At 65.2% G+C, this 13,674-nt stretch carries 15 protein-coding genes; 12 read left to right on the top strand and 3 right to left on the bottom strand.

Features of this window, described 5'->3' with window-relative positions:
• Positions 1-9: 9 nt before the first annotated feature.
• Positions 10-1,872, top strand: coding sequence for a glutamine--fructose-6-phosphate transaminase (isomerizing) (gene glmS / locus F600_RS0125265; RefSeq protein WP_018163462.1), 1,863 nt, complete (start codon positions 10-12; stop codon positions 1,870-1,872).
• Positions 1,873-1,926: 54 nt separating this feature from the next.
• On the opposite strand, the gene F600_RS30930 is transcribed toward glmS, so the two are convergent.
• Positions 1,927-2,346 (bottom strand): cupredoxin domain-containing protein, encoded by a 420-nt coding sequence (locus F600_RS30930; RefSeq protein WP_162141478.1) that lies wholly within the window; start codon positions 2,344-2,346, stop codon positions 1,927-1,929.
• A gap of 42 nt (positions 2,347-2,388) precedes the next feature.
• Here F600_RS30930 and F600_RS0125255 point away from each other — a divergent pair, with 42 nt between their 5' ends.
• The 8 genes from F600_RS0125255 (at position 2,389) to groL (ending at position 9,989) form a co-directional block, all read left to right on the top strand.
• A complete protein-coding gene (locus tag F600_RS0125255; RefSeq protein WP_018163460.1) occupies positions 2,389-3,834 on the top strand; it encodes an NAD(P)H-hydrate dehydratase in 1,446 nt (481 codons plus the stop codon).
• A 63-nt stretch (positions 3,835-3,897) separates the two neighbouring features.
• Positions 3,898-5,100, top strand: coding sequence for an alanine racemase (gene alr / locus F600_RS0125250; RefSeq protein WP_018163459.1), 1,203 nt, complete (start codon positions 3,898-3,900; stop codon positions 5,098-5,100).
• On the top strand, positions 5,097-5,615 hold the full coding sequence (gene tsaE, locus F600_RS0125245; protein ID WP_018163458.1) for a tRNA (adenosine(37)-N6)-threonylcarbamoyltransferase complex ATPase subunit type 1 TsaE: 519 nt from the start codon (positions 5,097-5,099) through the stop codon (positions 5,613-5,615). The genes alr and tsaE overlap by 4 nt, the downstream gene beginning before the upstream one ends.
• Before the next feature lie 12 nt (positions 5,616-5,627).
• Positions 5,628-6,254: a tRNA (adenosine(37)-N6)-threonylcarbamoyltransferase complex dimerization subunit type 1 TsaB gene (gene tsaB, locus F600_RS0125240; protein WP_018163457.1), complete on the top strand. Its 627-nt coding sequence runs from the start codon at positions 5,628-5,630 to the stop codon at positions 6,252-6,254.
• Positions 6,251-6,739: a ribosomal protein S18-alanine N-acetyltransferase gene (rimI, locus tag F600_RS0125235; protein WP_018163456.1), complete on the top strand. Its 489-nt coding sequence runs from the start codon at positions 6,251-6,253 to the stop codon at positions 6,737-6,739. The genes tsaB and rimI overlap by 4 nt, the downstream gene beginning before the upstream one ends.
• Positions 6,736-7,782 (top strand): tRNA (adenosine(37)-N6)-threonylcarbamoyltransferase complex transferase subunit TsaD, encoded by a 1,047-nt coding sequence (gene tsaD / locus F600_RS0125230; RefSeq protein ID WP_018163455.1) that lies wholly within the window; start codon positions 6,736-6,738, stop codon positions 7,780-7,782. The genes rimI and tsaD overlap by 4 nt, the downstream gene beginning before the upstream one ends.
• Before the next feature lie 151 nt (positions 7,783-7,933).
• The gene (gene groES / locus F600_RS0125225; RefSeq protein WP_040632323.1) at positions 7,934-8,230 is read left to right on the top strand and encodes a co-chaperone GroES; all 297 of its coding nucleotides are present in this window, start codon (positions 7,934-7,936) and stop codon (positions 8,228-8,230) included.
• A gap of 142 nt (positions 8,231-8,372) precedes the next feature.
• Positions 8,373-9,989 carry a chaperonin GroEL gene (gene groL / locus F600_RS0125220; RefSeq protein WP_018163453.1) on the top strand — a complete coding sequence of 539 codons (1,617 nt, stop codon included), beginning with the start codon at positions 8,373-8,375 and terminating at the stop codon, positions 9,987-9,989.
• A 57-nt stretch (positions 9,990-10,046) separates the two neighbouring features.
• Here groL and F600_RS0125215 read toward each other — a convergent pair whose 3' ends face one another.
• Positions 10,047-10,343: a WhiB family transcriptional regulator gene (locus F600_RS0125215; protein ID WP_018163452.1), complete on the bottom strand. Its 297-nt coding sequence runs from the start codon at positions 10,341-10,343 to the stop codon at positions 10,047-10,049.
• Positions 10,344-10,744: 401 nt separating this feature from the next.
• Between F600_RS0125215 and F600_RS0125210 the strand changes: the two genes are divergently transcribed.
• From F600_RS0125210 to F600_RS29810, 3 genes are all read left to right on the top strand, one after another.
• Positions 10,745-11,542: a hypothetical protein gene (locus F600_RS0125210; protein ID WP_018163451.1), complete on the top strand. Its 798-nt coding sequence runs from the start codon at positions 10,745-10,747 to the stop codon at positions 11,540-11,542.
• A gap of 139 nt (positions 11,543-11,681) precedes the next feature.
• A complete protein-coding gene (locus F600_RS0125205; protein WP_018163450.1) occupies positions 11,682-12,260 on the top strand; it encodes a sigma-70 family RNA polymerase sigma factor in 579 nt (192 codons plus the stop codon).
• On the top strand, positions 12,253-13,182 hold the full coding sequence (locus F600_RS29810) for an anti-sigma-D factor RsdA (protein ID WP_018163449.1): 930 nt from the start codon (positions 12,253-12,255) through the stop codon (positions 13,180-13,182). The genes F600_RS0125205 and F600_RS29810 overlap by 8 nt, the downstream gene beginning before the upstream one ends.
• Positions 13,183-13,244: 62 nt before the next feature.
• Here F600_RS29810 and F600_RS0125195 read toward each other — a convergent pair whose 3' ends face one another.
• Positions 13,245-13,649 (bottom strand): DUF5319 domain-containing protein, encoded by a 405-nt coding sequence (locus F600_RS0125195; RefSeq protein ID WP_018163448.1) that lies wholly within the window; start codon positions 13,647-13,649, stop codon positions 13,245-13,247.
• Positions 13,650-13,674: the final 25 nt, after the last annotated feature.

Genomic DNA, 13,674 nt, shown 5'->3' with positions numbered 1-13,674 from the left:
TGTTGACCTATGTGCGGAATCGTCGGATACGTCGGTCATCAGCAGGCCTTGCCAGTCGTGATCGAGGCCCTGCGACGGATGGAATACCGAGGCTATGACTCCTCGGGTGTGGCCATCGTGGATGGCAAGGGTGACATCGCTATTGCGAAGAAGGCGGGCAAGCTCGCCAACCTCGAAGAAGCGCTCGAGCATCTCGGCTCCGACAAGTTCATCGGCAACACCGGCATCGGCCACACTCGCTGGGCGACCCACGGCGCGCCGAACGACCGGAATGCGCACCCGCACCGGGCGGGCCAGGTCGCCCTCGTGCACAACGGCATCATCGAGAACTTCTCGCCGCTGCGTGCCGAACTCGAAAACGCTGGTGTCGATCTGCTGAGTGAGACCGACACCGAGGTCGCGGTTCACCTCGTGAACCGCGCTTACCTGGCGGGCGAGACTGCCGGTGACTTCGTGCAGAGCGTGTTCAGCGTCGTCCGTCGCCTCGAGGGCGCGTTCACGCTCGTGTTCGAGCACGCCGCCCACCCGGACACGATCGTCGCCTGCCGTCGTTCGACGCCCCTCGTCGTAGGTGTCGGCAAGGGTGAGATGTTCCTCGGTTCCGACGTCGCAGCCTTTATCGAGCACACGCGTGACGCGGTCGAGCTCGGTCAGGACCAGGTCGTCGTCATCACCGCCGACAGCTACAAGATCTACGACTTCGCCGGCAACGACGACATCGAGAACGCGCGTCCGTTCCACGTCGAGTGGGACCTCGCCGCTGCCGAAAAGGGCGGCCACGAGTACTTCATGGACAAGGAGATCGAGGAGCAGCCGGACGCGGTCGCGGACACGCTGCGCGGTCACTTCGGCCCGAACGGCATCATCCTGGACGAGCAGCGACTGTCGGACCAGGAGTTGCGCGACGTCGACAAGGTCTTCGTCGTCGCGTGTGGATCAGCTTTCCACTCCGGACTGGTGGCCAAGTACGCGATCGAGCACTGGACCCGCCTGCCCGTGGAATGTGAGCTCGCGAGCGAATTCCGTTACCGCGACCCGGTTCTCGACCGTTCGACGCTCGTCGTTGCGATCTCGCAGTCGGGCGAGACCGCGGACACGCTCGAAGCGGTGCGTCACGCCAAGGAGCAGAAGGCTCGCGTCCTCGCGGTGTGCAACACCAACGGTGCGCAGATTCCGCGCGAGTCCGACGCCGTGCTCTACACGCACGCCGGTCCCGAGATCGGTGTCGCCTCGACCAAGGCGTTCCTCGCCCAGGTCGCGGCGAACCTCCTCGTCGGTCTCGCTCTCGCGCAGGCGCGCGGCACGAAGTATGCGGATGAGCTTGCGGCCGACTTCAACGCGCTGTCCGCGATGCCGAAGCTCATCGCAAAGGTCGTCGAGAACGGCGACCGGGTGCGGGAGATCGCTCGCGAACTGTCGACCGCCACGACGGTGCTGTTCCTCGGCCGTCACGTGGGTTACCCGGTCGCTCTCGAGGGTGCACTCAAGCTCAAGGAACTCGCGTACATGCACGCGGAGGGCTTCGCCGCCGGCGAGCTCAAGCACGGCCCGATCGCGCTCATCGAGGACGGGATGCCGGTCATCGTCGTCATGCCGTCGCCGCGTGGTCGTGCGGTGCTGCACTCGAAGATGGTGAGCAACATCCGCGAGATCCAGGCTCGTGGTGCGCGCGTCATCGTGATCGCCGAGGAAGGCGACGACGTGGTGGCACAGTTCGCCGACGACGTCATCGAGATTCCGGTCGCGCCGACTCTGCTTCAGCCGCTCATCTCGACGATCCCGCTGCAGATTTTCGCCGCCGAAGTCGCCCGTAGCCGCGGCTACGACGTGGACAAGCCGCGTAACCTCGCGAAGTCGGTCACCGTCGAGTAAGTCCCGGATTCTGGACTCTGTGTTGCGTCTGGCGTGACACAGAGTCCACAACCGCTACTTGGGCTGGATGATGACCTTGCCCTTGGCCTCCGGGTGGATGGCGCAGATGTAGTCGATCTCCTCGGGCGTGTGGAATACGAGCTGGTACTCGCTGCCCTTTTGGAGGACGGGGCTGTTGATGATCATGCCCTTGTCGCGGAGGCCGGTGACGGTGTGCGCACCCTCATCGTCGAAGACCCACTTCACGGCCTCGCCGGACTTGATCGTGACGGTCTGCGGGCTGAATTTGTCGCCCCTGAGGTGAACGATGTGGACATCGCCGTCCACCTTCTCGTTCGAGATGATCTTCGTCGGAGACGGCTTCGGCAGAGTCATCGTGGGCACAGCCGGCTCGTTGGAGCCGCCGCAGCCGGTGACGACAGTCATCAGTGCGGCTGCGGTGACGATCGAGCCTGTGATTCGGCGCCTCATCATGCGCCACAGCATAGGACCAACAGCGGTAGTCTCAGACGCGCCATGCGCACCTTCTTTAACGTTCATCAGATTCGGGACGCTGAGGCGGTCCTTTTCGGGGAAGTTCCGGTCGGCGTCCCGATGCAACGGGCTGCTTACGGTCTGGCCCGGGTCGTCGCCGCGGAATTGACGGCTCGCACCGGTGGGGTAGCGGGACGCACAGTCGGACTCTTGGTCGGGTCGGGCGACAACGGCGGAGACGTGCTCTGGGCTGGGGCGATGCTGCGCCGGAGGGGTGTTGCGGTATCGGCGTTGCTCTTCGCGCCGGAGCGAGCGCACGCGGCCGGACTGGCCGCATTGCGCCGAGTGGGCGGCCGCGTCGTCGACGAGCTCCCGACCGGCATCGACCTTGCGATCGACGGGATCGTGGGCATTTCGGGCCATGGATCTTTGCGCCCCGAGGCCGCGCGTGTCGTTGCGGCGATCAAGGCACCGGTCATCGCGGCGGACCTACCGAGTGGCGTCGAACCGGATACAGGAGCGATCAGCGGCCCGGCCGTTCGGGCCGCGGTGACTGTCACGTTCGGCGGACTCAAACCCGTCCATGCGCTGGCTCCCGAGCACTGCGGGCGCGTCGAACTCATCCCCATCGGGCTGCGGCTGCCCGATCCCTACCTGCGCGAACTGGAAGCGGACGAGGCCGGTCGAGCGTGGCCGATACCGGGAGCATTCGACGACAAGTACAGCGGCGGTGTCGTCGGGGTGCGTGCCGGCAGCGCGAAGTATCCCGGTGCTGCACTGCTCGCGGCCGGTGCGGCGGTGGCGGCGACATCCCCGATGGTTCGGTACTGCGGCCCCGCGGCCGAGACGGTCGTTTCGCACATTCCGGAAGTCATCGCGACGACGGACATCGACTCGACGGGCAAGGTTCAGGCGTGGGTCGTCGGGCCGGGCATGGGCACCGATGAGTACGCGCTCGAGGAACTGCGACGCGTACTTGCACAACCGGTTCCGGTGCTCGTCGACGCCGACGGGATCACCCTGCTCGCGGCGCACAAGGAGCTACTCGACGGCCGTGATGCGCCGACGCTGGTGACACCGCACGCCGGGGAGTTCGCGCGCCTGTCCGGAACAGAACTCGGACCGGACCGGGTCGCCGCAACGCGACTCCTGGCCGACACCTTGGGCGTGACTGTTCTGTTGAAGGGCCGAGCGACAGTGATCACCGCGCCCGGCGGCCCGGTGTGGGTCAACGATGCGGGGTCGTCGTGGGCGGCCACCGCGGGTTCGGGAGACGTCCTGTCCGGCGTCATCGGAGCACTTCTCGCGTCCGGGATCGAACCTGATCTTGCGGCCGCGATGGGCTGCCGAGCGCATTCGGTCGCCGCCCGATTGGCCGCGACGAACGGTGACCTCGACGTCGGAGCGCCGATCTCGGCAGCCGAGTTGTTGTGGCATCTTCGGCCCGCGATCCGCGCCCTGCGTCGTGGACCTGAGGAAATCGCGTGAATCGGCCTACATAAGAGCCCACGTAGGGCCGGAAAACGCAGGGTGAATGGCACCATTGTGGTTGTGAATTCTCAACACTCCGCGCTGCGCACCACCTCGGTGCACGACCCGGCGGTTGAGTGCATCGTCGATCTCGACGCCATCGCCCACAACGTCGGCGTGCTCAAGAACTTCGCCGGCGGTGCCGACGTCATGTCCGTGGTCAAGGCCGATGGCTACAACCACGGTGCGATCGAGGTTTCGCACGTCGCGCTGGATTCCGGTGCGAGCGAACTCGGCGTCACGACGATTGCGGAAGCACTTCGGCTTCGCGCTGCCGGGATCACTGCGCCGATCTTGTGCTGGCTCAACCCGAGCGACTCCGACTTCGGCTCGGCGATCGAGGCGAACGTCGAAATCGGTGTCACCTCGATCAAGCATCTGCACGCGGTGACGAATGCCGCGTCCGATATCGGCCGCGCGACCGTCACGGTCAAGGTCGACACCGGTTTGAACCGGAATGGCGTTGCGTCCGAGGAATATCCGATGTTCCTCGAAGAACTGGCGAAGGCATCGCGCCAGGGCCTCGTCGAACTGCGCGGAATGTTCTCCCACCTGGCGCATGCCGACGAGCCCTACCACCCGACGATCGACGTCCAGCGGCAGCGATTCCTCGACTCGATCGAGCAAGCCCGCGCGGTTGGACTCGACCCACAGAAGGTGCACCTCTCCAACTCTGCGGCCACGGTCACGCGGCCGGATCTGCATTTCGACATGGTTCGCCCGGGTATCGCTGTCTACGGTTTGAGCCCGGTCCCGGAGGAGGGAACTTTCGGCCTTCGCCCCGCGATGACGTTCCGGGCCCGCGTTGTTCTCGTCAAGAAGGTGGCCGCCGGTGAAGGTGTCTCCTACGGACACGACTGGATTGCGCCGTCGGACACCACCGTCGCACTCCTGCCCGCGGGATACGCCGACGGCATACCGCGCGCGATGAAGGGCCGATACTCGGTCATGCTGGGCGGAAAGCTGCGCCCGGCGATCGGTCGCGTGTGCATGGATCAGGTCGTCGTCGACCTCGGGGACGATCCGGGCTCGGTGTCCGAGGGCGACGAAGCATGGCTCTTCGGCAACGGTGATCATGGCGAGCAGACGGCGCACGATTGGGCGGAAGCCATGGGGACCATCCACTATGAAGTCGTGTGTGGAATTCGCGGACGGACAGTTCGCCATTACGTAGGAGAATTCGCCGCCGGATCAAGGGCCCCGTCGCTGCGCTCGACCCGATGACTCCCACCCCAGGTGCTCTCACGGAGGTCCTACGGACAGCTGAGGAGACCGAGGCTTTCGGCGCACGTCTGGCGGCGCTACTGCATCCCGGCGATCTCGTCGTTCTCGACGGTCCCTTGGGTGCGGGCAAGACGACACTCGTCCGCGGTCTCGCGGCCGCTCTCGGCGTCCGTGGCCGGGTCAGCTCTCCGACGTTCATCATCGCGCGTGAACACAAACCCGGCCGCCCCGGTGGCGTCGGGTTGATCCACGTCGACGCCTACCGACTCGGTGACAGCGCAGACCCGCTCGGCGAACTCGACGCGCTCGATCTCGATGCTGCGCTTGAGGATTCGATCGTCGTCGTGGAGTGGGGCGCGGGCCTCGCCGAGCGTCTGACGCAGCGGTATCTGCTCGTTGCCCTCCAGCGCGAGCACTATTCCGACGTCCGGACCGCCAACTGGCAATGGATGTCCGGCGGCGACATTCCCCCGTCGCTGCGCTCGCCCGGCACTGACCCCGCGTCCGGCCGGTAAGGTTGAGACGACATGTATGTACTTGCCGTTGACACCGCGACCCCGTCGGTGACCGTCGGAATCGTCGAGGTCGAGTCCTGCGGCAAACAGACGACTCTGGCGACTCGCGTGACGGACAACGCCCGCGCGCACACCGAGGTCGCGGCTCCGCAAATCGCCGAATGCCTCTCCGAAAGTGGACTGGCGTCCACGGATCTGGACGCAGTGGTGGTCGGGGTTGGACCGGGTCCATTCACCGGGTTGCGGGTCGGGATGGCGACGGCCGCCGCGTTCGCGGATGCGGTCGGAATCCCCGTTCACGGCGTCTGCAGTCTCGATGCGATTGCATCCGAGGCGAATTCCACCGGAGAACTGCTCGTTGTGACCGATGCTCGACGTCGTGAGGTGTACTGGGCGCGCTACGTCGACGGGCTGCGCATCGATGGACCGAACGTCAGCGCTCCGGGTGCTGTCGTGATCGGAAATGCGACTGCAGTCGCTGGCTCGCCCGCGCATGCCGGCATCTACGGTCTGCCACTGCTCGATGCCGCCACCCCGACACCCGCCGGGCTGGTGGCGGTCGCGAACTTCAGCGCGGACTCCGGCCCGCTGGAACCGATGTATCTTCGCCGTCCCGACGCCGTGGAGCAGGTGCGATGACCGCAGTGTCAAGGGAAGTCGTCATCGGTGCAATGAAGCCCGAGGACGCCGAACGCTGCGCCGAACTCGAGACGATCCTGTTCGCCGGTGATGGACCGTGGAGCATCGAGGCGTTCCGGGCGGAACTACGTCAGCCCGCGAACCACTACTTCGCGGCGCGGATCAACGGTGAGCTGGTCGGCTACGCCGGTATCGCACTGCTCGGCACTCAGGGCAACGGTGAGTGCGAGGTGCACACCGTCGGCGTCGACCCGGAATGGCAGCGCCACGGGATCGGGCGCCTCCTGATGGAGGCGATGCTCGAAGTGGCCGATGCCTTCGGGGGACCGGTGTTCCTCGAAGTCCGTACGGACAACGCGGCAGCGATCGGCATGTACGAGTCGTTCGAGTTCGAGGTTCTCGGCAAGCGCCCGAATTATTACCAGCCCAGCGGTGCGGACGCGTACACGATGTGTCGCGGCTCGGCCGACGAGGATTCGTTGTGATTGTTCTCGGTATCGAGAGCTCGTGCGATGAAACCGGCGTTGGCATCGTGCGCTGGAATTCCGACGGCACCTGTGAAGTCCTCGCGGACGAGGTCGCCTCGAGCGTCGATCTGCACAAGCGCTTCGGTGGCGTCGTTCCGGAGATCGCGTCGCGCGCGCATTTGGAAGCCATCGTTCCGGCCATGCAACGAGCGCTCAAGGCCGCTGGGGTCAAGGTGCCGGATGCGGTTGCCGTCACGATTGGTCCGGGGCTGGCCGGCGCGCTGATGGTCGGTGTCGCGGCCGCAAAGGCATACGCGACCGCCTGGGGCGTCCCGTTCTATGCCGTGAACCACCTGGGTGGGCACGTCGCCGTCGACACGATCGAACATGGCCCGATGCCGTCGTGCGTCGCGCTGCTCGTCTCCGGCGGGCACACGCACCTCTTGCGCGTCGACGATCTGTCGAAGCCCATCGCAGAACTCGGCACCACCGTAGACGATGCGGCCGGCGAGGCGTTCGACAAGGTCGCGCGCATGCTCGGCCTCGGGTATCCGGGCGGTCCGGTCGTCGACGAGTTGGCACAATCCGGCAATCCGGACGCGATCGCGTTTCCGCGCGGAATGACGGGTTCGAACAGTCCACGTCATGACTTCTCGTTCTCCGGCCTGAAGACGGCTGTCGCACGCTACGTCGAGGGGTACCGGCGCGACTTCGGAGAAGACGCCCAGCTGCCGCTGGCCGACATCGCAGCGAGCTTCCAGGAGTCGGTTGCCGACGTCCTGACGATGAAAGCGGTCCGGGCCTGCTCGGACTTCGGCATCGAGACACTCGTCCTCGGCGGCGGTGCGACGGCGAACTCGCGGATTCGCAGCATGGCGCAGGAACGGTGCGATCGCGCCGGCATCAACCTGCGAATTCCCAAGCCACGGCTGTGCACCGACAACGGCGTGATGATCGCTTCCTTCGCTGCGCACCTCATCGCGGGCGGTGCGGAACCGAGTCCGATGAACGTGGCTGCCGACCCGGGCCTTTCGGTGGAAACCAGCCAGGTTTTCGCTTAGCGCGTAGGGCGACGGCTTTAGCGCGACCCACCCTTGAGTGCTGGCACTCGCCCGTATAGAGTGCTAGTTGGCTGGTGGTTCCGGCACCCGCGACGACGGGATCACCTGACGGCCGATAACCACAATGGACCACTGAAAGTGGAGGGCTCACGTGAGCGTGAACATCAAGCCGCTCGAGGACAAGATCCTCGTCCAGGCCAACGAGGCTGAGACGAAGACCGCCTCCGGCCTGGTCATTCCGGACACGGCGAAGGAGAAGCCCCAGGAGGGCACCGTCATCGCAGTTGGTGCTGGACGCATCAACGAGAAGGGCGATCGGATTCCGGTTGACGTCAAGGAAGGCGACACCGTGATCTACAGCAAGTACGGCGGAACCGAGATCAAGTACGCCGGCCAGGAGTACCTGATCCTGTCGGCTCGTGACGTGCTGGCTGTCGTCAACAAGTAATCCAGGCGTCATACGAGCAAGCAGTTATGCACTCGCCCCGGATGGCCGGAAATCTTCGGTCGCCGGGGCGGTGTGTTTTCAACCCAAGATGAGTGCTTTCTACGACCCTTCATGACTGAATCCACCTAGGAGTAATTCAGGTATGTCCAAGCAGATCGAGTTCGACGAGCGCGCCCGGCGGGCGATGGAGCGCGGCGTCGACAAGCTCGCCGACGCCGTCAAGGTCACCCTGGGACCGCGTGGTCGCCACGTCGTCCTCGCCAAGGCCTTCGGCGGACCGACCGTCACCAACGACGGTGTGACCATCGCGCGTGAGATCGAACTGGAAGACCCGTTCGAGAATCTCGGCGCCCAGCTCGTCAAGAGCGTCGCCACGAAGACCAACGATGTTGCCGGAGACGGCACCACGACCGCGACCGTGCTCGCGCAGGCGCTCGTCAAGGCGGGTCTGCGCAACATCGCCGCAGGCGCGAACCCGATCGCCCTCGGTGCCGGCATGTCCCTCGCCGCGGACCACGTCACGCAGACACTTCTCGCCTCGGCGCAGCCGGTGTCGGGCGAGCTTGCCATTGCGCAGGTCGCCACGGTCTCGTGCCGTGACGAGGAAATCGGCGCGATGGTCGGCAAGGCACTCGCCACGGTAGGCAAGGATGGCGTCGTCACCGTCGAAGAGTCCTCGACGATGAGCACCGAGCTCGTGGTCACCGAGGGTGTGCAGTTCGACAAGGGCTACCTCTCGCCGTACTTCATCACCGATCTCGATGCGCAGGAAGCCGTCCTCGAGGACGTTTCGATCCTGCTGCACCGCGACAAGATCAGCTCGCTTCCGGACTTCCTCCCGCTGCTCGAGAAGATCGCGCAGTCGGGCAAGCCGGTCCTGATCATCGCCGAGGACGTCGAGGGGGAGGCGCTGTCGACGCTGGTCGTCAACGCAATCCGCAAGACGCTCAAGGCAGTTGCGGTGAAGGCGCCGTTCTTCGGCGACCGCCGTAAGGCGTTCCTCGACGACCTCGCGATCGTCACCGGCGGAACCGTCATCAATACCGACATCGGTATCAACCTGCGCGATGCGGGTCTCGACCTCCTCGGCCACGCACGTCGCGTCGTCGTCACGAAGAACGAGACGATCATCGTCGAAGGTGGCGGAACGCGGGAGGACATCGCCGGTCGCGCGGCTCAGCTGCGCAAGGAGATCGACCGCACCGACTCCGAGTGGGACCGCGAGAAGCTCCAGGAACGTCTGGCCAAGCTCGCCGGCGGTGTCGCGGTGATCAAGGTCGGCGCAGCCACCGAGACTGACCTCAAGGAGCGCAAGTTCCGCGTCGAGGACGCGGTCAACGCCGCCAAGGCCGCCGTCGAGGAAGGCATCGTCGCAGGCGGCGGGACCGCACTCGCCGCTGCCAGCAAATCATTGGCATCCTTGCAGGAAACTCTGACGGGAGACAAGGCGCTCGGCGTCGAGGTCGTTCGTCGGGCCCTGCTCGCGCCGCTCTTCTGGATCGCGGCCAACGCGGGTGCCGACGGCTCCGTCGTGGCGTCGCGGATCGCGGCGGGCGACGGCAAGATCGGCTTCAACGCCGCGACCCTCGAGTACGGTGACCTGCTCGCGCAGGGCATCATCGACCCGGTCAAGGTCACGCGCTCGGCGGTCCAGAACGCGGTTTCGGTCGCGCGCATGGTGCTGACCACCGAGAGCGCAATCGTCGAGAAGCCGAAGGCGGACGAAGACCACGGCCACGGCCACGGTCACGCGCACTAATTGATGTGTTGGAAGGGCCGCCACAGGTGCTGTGGCGGCCCTTCCTCGTCTGCGGCGTCAGCCGGCGATGCGGCGGCGGCCCGATCGGCGGACGTAGAGCTCGCGCTCGGCCTCACTCAGGCCGCCCCAGATGCCGTACGGCTCGGCGACGCGTAGCGCGTGGCTGCGGCACTGGTTCAGCACCGGGCAGGCGCGGCAGATCTCCTTGGCGCGCATCTCCCGCTGAACGCGGGCTCGGCCGCGTTCGCCGTCGGGATGGAAGAACACCGACGAGTCCAGTCCGCGACAGGAGCCACGCATCTGCCAATCCCACAGGTCCGCATTCGGTCCGGGAAGCTGTGCAGGAAGTGCCATGTGAACTCCTTTTTGGCTTGCAGGTACCGAGCAGGTCACGATGCTCGGTACGGCGGGGTCCGCCCTGATCAGGTTGCGGAGGCTGCGGCCCGACGCCCGGCGGTCGACGTGGTGTCGATCTCGAGTGGCGGATCCGGCCTTGCGGTGCCAACGTTAGGTGCCGCCCGGAAAACCCGTCAATACGGCGCCGAAGTGCGGAAACGCATAGGTGTGGCACCGAGAATTAACCCGATCGCCATTTACTTTCGGGGTGCGCTGTGCCCTCGCCGGGGTTTGGTGTAATTCAGGTGAACGCGCGGCGACCGACTGGTTGCCGCGCAATTTGTGTAACACGTGCGTTACTTGAAGTGGCGCCGTCGGTAACGGAAAAGAAACCGGTTGTTTCGTTGAATATTCCTCACGTGGGCGTGAATCGCTTGCCGGTGAATGCGGCTGCGGCGGCATTCGGTGGATCGCCGGGCGCACTAATCGTTGCCGCATCCACCAATTTCGAACATTGGGAGCGGGCCGTCGCACTTGCCGCGCAAGGGCATTACGCACGTGCGCGCGCCGAGATTGGGCGAATTCGTGCGATTGATGATTCAACGAGGTCATTGGTGTGCAGCGCCCAGGCGTCGTGGCTCCGGCAATTGGGGTGGCATCGGCTGGCTGCTGGACGCGACGGTGCCGCGGTGCGACACGCCTTGGCCGCCCCGCCCTCGGACCTCCAGGTAGAAGCCCTGTGTGACGCGCTGACCGGCCTCGCTGCGGATGCGATCGGGCAGTGGCGACTCGCCGTGACGGAAAGTCTGCTGCACCGAGTGCGCGACGCCCTCGACGGCCGATCGGAGGACCGGTTCTGGCGCGCACTCGTTCGCCTGAGTTGGGTGACGGCGGAACTGTCGTTGGCTTCCGGAAATGGACGGGCGGCTTTGGCGCATGCGGAATCGGCCCTCGAGCGTTCCCGCGAGGCCGGCGCAGTTCGCCATGAGATCAAATCGCGGTTGCTAGTTGCCGCTTCAACCAGTGCGGTGGGGGAGATTTCGCGCGGAGCCGAATTGGCTGCAGAAGTAGCCGGGCAGTGTGCCGAAGCCGGCCTGGTGCCCCTGGAGTGGGCGGCGTCGATGCTTCTCGGTGGAATCACGTCGTCGCCGGACGCGGTCGCCAGGGCACATGCGTGCGCTGCCGAGATCGAGCGGCGAGGTGGGGTCTTCCGGTGACACGACACCGAAGGGGTATTGAGGTCGCGACTGGCAAGCCGATGGCTATTGTGGGAGATGTTCTGCCGGCCCCCGGGGCGGTCGAAGCACGCCTGATCAACGGTCCGTGTCCGCTGTAACGCCAGGAAAACCGCTGACGATGACTTTGACGGGCGAGGAGTTGGAATCGGCTGTCACTGCCGCTGCGCAGGGCGACCGGACCGCACTCTCCCAGGTTCTTCAAACCATCCGGCCTCTCGTCGTGCGATATGTCAGGGCGAGGGTCGGCGCAGCGGAACGTGGCTCTCTTTCGGCCGACGATGTGGCACAAGAAGTGTGCATGGCTGTGATGACCGCCCTTCCTCGATTTCAGGATCAGGGCCGGCCGTTCATGGCTTTCGTCTACGGAATTGCGGCTCACAAAGTCGCCGATGCGCATAGAAGCTCGGCGCGTAACAAATCCGAGCCGGTTTCCGAAGTACCTGATGTCATCTCAAACGATGATGGACCGGAGCAAAGAGCGATCGATGCTGAGGCGAGTCGGGCAATGGAAGCATTGCTCTCATCTCTCCCAGAAAAACATCGGGAAATTCTTATTCTCCGCTTAGTTGTTGGACTGTCTGCAGAGGAAACTGCTGCAGCTGTCGGGAGTACTGCAGGGGCAATTCGGGTAGCTCAGCACAGAGCGATCTCGAAACTGAAGACGCAAATTGCGAAGGCGGGTGAATTGGATGGTTAACGACGGTCAGTGGACCTCGGGTGAGTCGCTGCCAAGCGATTCCTCGGCCGACACTGCCGCCAGCGCGCCCATCGACATCGCAGCCGTCCGGCACGATGACGCGCTGATCGACGCAATTGCCAGTGAAAGCGAATTCGAGTTCGCCGACGCCGATGAGGCGCTGGTTGCTGAACTGTTCGTGGACTGGCGGGCAGCGATCGTTGCACCCGCTCTTCCCGCAGGCCCCGATCTCGACGCCGTTGAGGCAGCCGTGCACGACGCGATTCGTGCCCGCCGCTACCGCATGGCCTCCATGCAGGGACTTCGCCTTCTTCGTCCGGTGATGAGCGCCGCCGCGGTGCTTGCCATCGTCGTTGGTGGTCTCAGTGTCTTCTCCTACAACGCCGCGCCTGGTGACCCGCTCTGGGGAGTCAAGGAAGTGGTGTTCAAGGAGCAAGCTGAATCGACCGTCGCGCAGCTCGACACCAACAACGAGTTGCAGCAGGTCGACGATGCCATTACTTCAGGCGACCCTGAGCAGGCCATCGATCACCTCTCGAGTGCCGCGCAAGCCGCACAGAAGGTCAACGACGATGACGCTCGCGACCGGATCATGACGACGCTCAGCTCGTACCTGACGCTGGTCAAGTCGACGTTCCCGAACGTTCCGACCTCAGCGCTGTCGTCGCTCATCACCCCCTCCTCGACGCCGGAGCCGCCGTCGTCCGAGGCCGGCGTACCGGCGGGCAGCAACGAGGGTGGGTCTTCGTCGTCCTCCACCACGACGACGCAGCCGACCCCGACAACAACCACCACAGAGTCGCTGCCGTCGACCGCCGAAACCACGACGACCACCGCGTCTTCGGTGTCCAACGCAGCGCCGCCGGTTGGCCAGTCTGAGCCGGGCAGCGAGACCTCGTCCTCGGAGTCGTCTCACTCCTGAGATTCACCACAAGACCAGAAATGGGCGGACTGCATCGCAGTCCGCCCATTTCTCTTTGAGGTCTAGCGGCCGAATTCTTCGCCGCGAAGTGCGCGGTTCATCGCGGCGTCGGCATAGCCGCGGCAGTAATCCCATGTGACGTAGTCGTCAGGGTGTGGGTCGAACGCGGGCTCGTGCGGGCGGACCGTTCCGTCGACGAGGAGCTGCAGCAGGTTCGCGCGCAGCATCTCCCAGTCGTGGTAGTGGTCCTCGCGGCAGTCCTCGCAGTTGACGACGAGGCCGCGGACGCCTTGGTGGCGCAGCAATGCCTCGTAGACGTGCAGGTCAGCGAGGTCGGCTTCGACCGCTTCACGCTCGGAAGCGTCTAGAGGCTCGCCTGGATCGAGTGCATCCAGCGCGGCGGCCGGGTCGTTGGGATCATCCGCGAACGGGTCCGGCGGAAGCCCGGGAGGGAGTGAGTCGCGCACACCTTAAAGGTACGCAGAACAGCCA

Origin of the sequence: Smaragdicoccus niigatensis DSM 44881 = NBRC 103563 (genome assembly GCF_000380645.1) — a bacterium.
Lineage (GTDB): Bacteria > Actinomycetota > Actinomycetes > Mycobacteriales > Mycobacteriaceae > Smaragdicoccus > Smaragdicoccus niigatensis.
The sequence above is the reverse complement of the archived record's forward strand: the minus strand, read 5'-3'. Positions and strand labels throughout refer to the sequence as shown.